This window comes from Novosphingobium sp. (assembly GCF_032093395.1).
GTDB lineage: Bacteria > Pseudomonadota > Alphaproteobacteria > Sphingomonadales > Sphingomonadaceae > Novosphingobium.
The window spans coordinates 1-2,909 of sequence record NZ_DAMDBA010000158.1 but is presented as its reverse complement, the minus strand read 5'-3'; the positions used below and the strand labels follow the sequence as shown (position 1 = coordinate 2,909).

The 2,909-nt window shown below is 61.4% G+C and carries 4 protein-coding genes; all 4 read left to right on the top strand.

What is annotated here, in order from left to right:
• Positions 1–725 (top strand): response regulator transcription factor (locus RT424_RS24215; RefSeq protein ID WP_313443426.1); only part of this gene is annotated, 725 nt, incomplete at its 5' end.
• A gap of 290 nt (positions 726–1,015) precedes the next feature.
• Positions 1,016–1,243 (top strand): helix-turn-helix transcriptional regulator, encoded by a 228-nt coding sequence (locus RT424_RS24210; protein ID WP_313443423.1) that lies wholly within the window; start codon positions 1,016–1,018, stop codon positions 1,241–1,243.
• Positions 1,244–1,676: 433 nt separating this feature from the next.
• Positions 1,677–1,991, top strand: coding sequence for a cell wall hydrolase (locus RT424_RS24205; RefSeq protein ID WP_313443421.1), 315 nt, complete (start codon positions 1,677–1,679; stop codon positions 1,989–1,991).
• A 21-nt stretch (positions 1,992–2,012) separates the two neighbouring features.
• On the top strand, positions 2,013–2,597 hold the full coding sequence (locus RT424_RS24200; protein ID WP_313443419.1) for a hypothetical protein: 585 nt from the start codon (positions 2,013–2,015) through the stop codon (positions 2,595–2,597).
• Positions 2,598–2,909 lie beyond the last annotated feature (312 nt).

The window sequence follows — 2,909 nt, the reverse complement described above, 5'->3', positions numbered from 1 at the left end:
GCGTACGCCGCATCCTGTCCGATTCCGGCTTCGACCTCATGGAATCGGTCGATGACCTGGCCAATCTGGCGCCCCGCGAACCAGGCGATCGGGCGCGGAGCGACCGGCCGATGGACGAGCGCAGCCAGACCGACCCCGGACATGTCATCGTGGTGGACGGCTCGCTGCTTGGAAGCGAAGGTGCCGCCGTGGTCGCCGGAATCCTCGATCGCTTTCCGGCCGCGCGCGTCGTTGCGCTTGTGTCCTCTTTCGAATTTACGGAAATGGCTTCGATCTATGCGGCTGGGGCCTATGCCTACTTTCTCGACCAGGTGCCGTATCAGTCGCTCGTCGCAATGATGCAGATGGTGGCCGTGGGCCAGAAGGTTGCGCCGCCCGAGATCATCGGACTGCTCGACAACCTGCTTTTGATCACCGAAATTCCCGCCCAGCATCGCGCAAGAAACGGCTTCGACCTCAGCGATAGGGAATGGGACGTTCTGGGTGCTCTCGAACGGGGGCTTCCCAACAAGACCATCTCGCGAGACATCGGCATAAGTGAATCGGCAGTAAAGGCCACGGTGAAATCGTTGCTGAAGAAGCTTTCGGTCACCAACCGGACCCAGGCGGCGGTGCTTGCCCGCGAATTGGCCAGCGAAGGCCCGGCAGGCGTGCTCTGCGGCCGTCGCATCACTGCCCTGACGGCCGGCAAACCGACGCATGACGCCGAACACGCCCGACCCTGAACCCGACGCAGCGCTCACCACGGCCATTATTCCCGCAGCGGGCTGCTGTGTTCACCCCTGAACATAACTCTCTCGAGTTACCCCAAAGAACGGCCGGTCGAATCGGGATAGTCACGCCGCCCATGCGACTGCCCATGAAGCGGCTCGAAATCCAAACGGCTCTCCCATGGCGCCAAAATATAGCGTGACTCAATGCCTCCTCAATGTAACATTTGCGGTTGAGGCTCGGTAAAAGTCTCAACCGAAGGCAGGGGTGGCGAATATCATCATCGAAATGTAGGGGGAATTTCATGTACCGATTTGATAATGAGTCTGTGCAACTTACAGCTCGGGAATTGGATGTTTTGCGTTTCGTGGCTATGGGCCGGTCGGCAAAGGAAACGGCGATTGAACTCAACATCGCGCCATGCACGGTGGAACGCCACGTCGAAAACGTCCGCCTCAAGACCCGGACGCGCAACCGAGCCCACATGATCGCCCACGTCATTCGCGAAGGACTGCTTGAACTCCAGCAATAGAAGGGCTTGCACGTCGGTCCGTTCGGCCGCGTCCCGGTCTTCCGGATCTTCGAAATGCTCGCCGGAGCGGCGGATGGTATAGCGGTGGATTTTCAGGCCCCGGCGCTCCAGCGCCTCGATCTCGGTCCTGATGAAGCTGTGGCTGATCTTGGGATAAACGTTCGTGAAATAAGCGATCCCGCCGCAAACGCGGCCCTCCGGATGCCGATGCTCATGAGCAGCGGAAGTCGATGCGGATCCCGGCCCGGATTCCAACACCGGCGCTCCCCACGCCCGCAGGGCAAGGGGCGCCGGTCCGTCCTGTTGCGCAATTTCGGTCATGCTGCCGACTATAAATGCGAGCGGGACCGCGCGGCATTGCGACTTTTCCCAATGGGATTTGACCTGTGCGGGCTCGGAACCCTAACGGCCGGATGCTCCAGGACATGCTGTCGTGCGAACCTTGCGAAGTTTGCGGAGACACCCAAGGACTCGTTGTTGCGGCCCAGCCCTTTCGCTTCGATGCGACCCCGACGATCGCGCCCGCGCAAGCGACTGTCTTGCTGCCGCCAGCTACTATGAAGCAGGCTCCCAGGCGGCCGACCAACGCGCCGCGGCGCAGGTCGTGCTCAATCGCGTGCGTCATGCCGCTTTTCCCGCGACCGTCTGCGGCGTGGTCTTCGCGGGCTCTGAACGAGCGACGGGTTGCCAATTCACCTTCACATGCGACGGCTCCTTGGCTCGCCGTGCCCCCTCGCCACAGGATTGACGCCGGGCCCGCGAAACGGCGATGGAAATGCTGCTCGGCCGGGTGGAGGCCGGCGTCGGCCTGGCAACGCACTACCACGCCGACTGGGTCACCCCCTCCTGGGACCGCGCGATGGACAAACTCACCATGGTGAACAGCCATCTGTTCTTTCGCCGGCGCGGAGCCGTCGGGGGCACGACAGCCTTTGTACAGCGCTACAAGGGCGAGGAACCGCGCATACCCGTCATGTCCCGGCTTTCCGCCGCCCACAGTGCTGACCCACCTAAGCTGGAAGGTGCATTGCCGATGTTGGAAAGGGAATACCCGGCGCCCCCGCACCGCGTACCGTCAACCGAAGTCGGCGTGATCCTGGCCACGCTCCCTGCCACCAGCCCGGAAGCGTTTCGCGATCTGGCCGAAAGACGCTGTGCCGGACTGGAGGAATGCCGCTTCATAGGTTGGACCGATCCCTTGCGAAAAGCCGGTGCCTTGCCGTTGCCTGGGGCCTCGGTGGATGCGATATCCTTCACATTCGTGCGACGTCCCGGAACTCCGGATCGGGCACTCTGGAACTGCGAGCAATTCGGACGAAGCATGTCCGAGCAATGCCTCCTGCGAGGGTCTTAGTCAGCCCCACCCATCGGGTTATGCTGATCCCGCCATGCTTTGATTTCCTTTCAGAAACATTTCGTAACATTTCTGCACAAAGCAAGACACCAATGATCCTCAGATTCGGCTCCGCTTATACGGAGACCTGATCCATGACATCCCCCCGCTCCGCAATCTTTGCGGTTCCTGCGTGCGATAGCGCAAGTTGCATCCGTGTCACGGAACCTGACTCCCTCGCCACCCGGTGAAGGCGCGCGCTTTTCCTGCCCTTTCCACCTGTAGCCGGAAAGCGCCTCCCAAACCGATAATTTGCACGCGCCGTTTGCCATG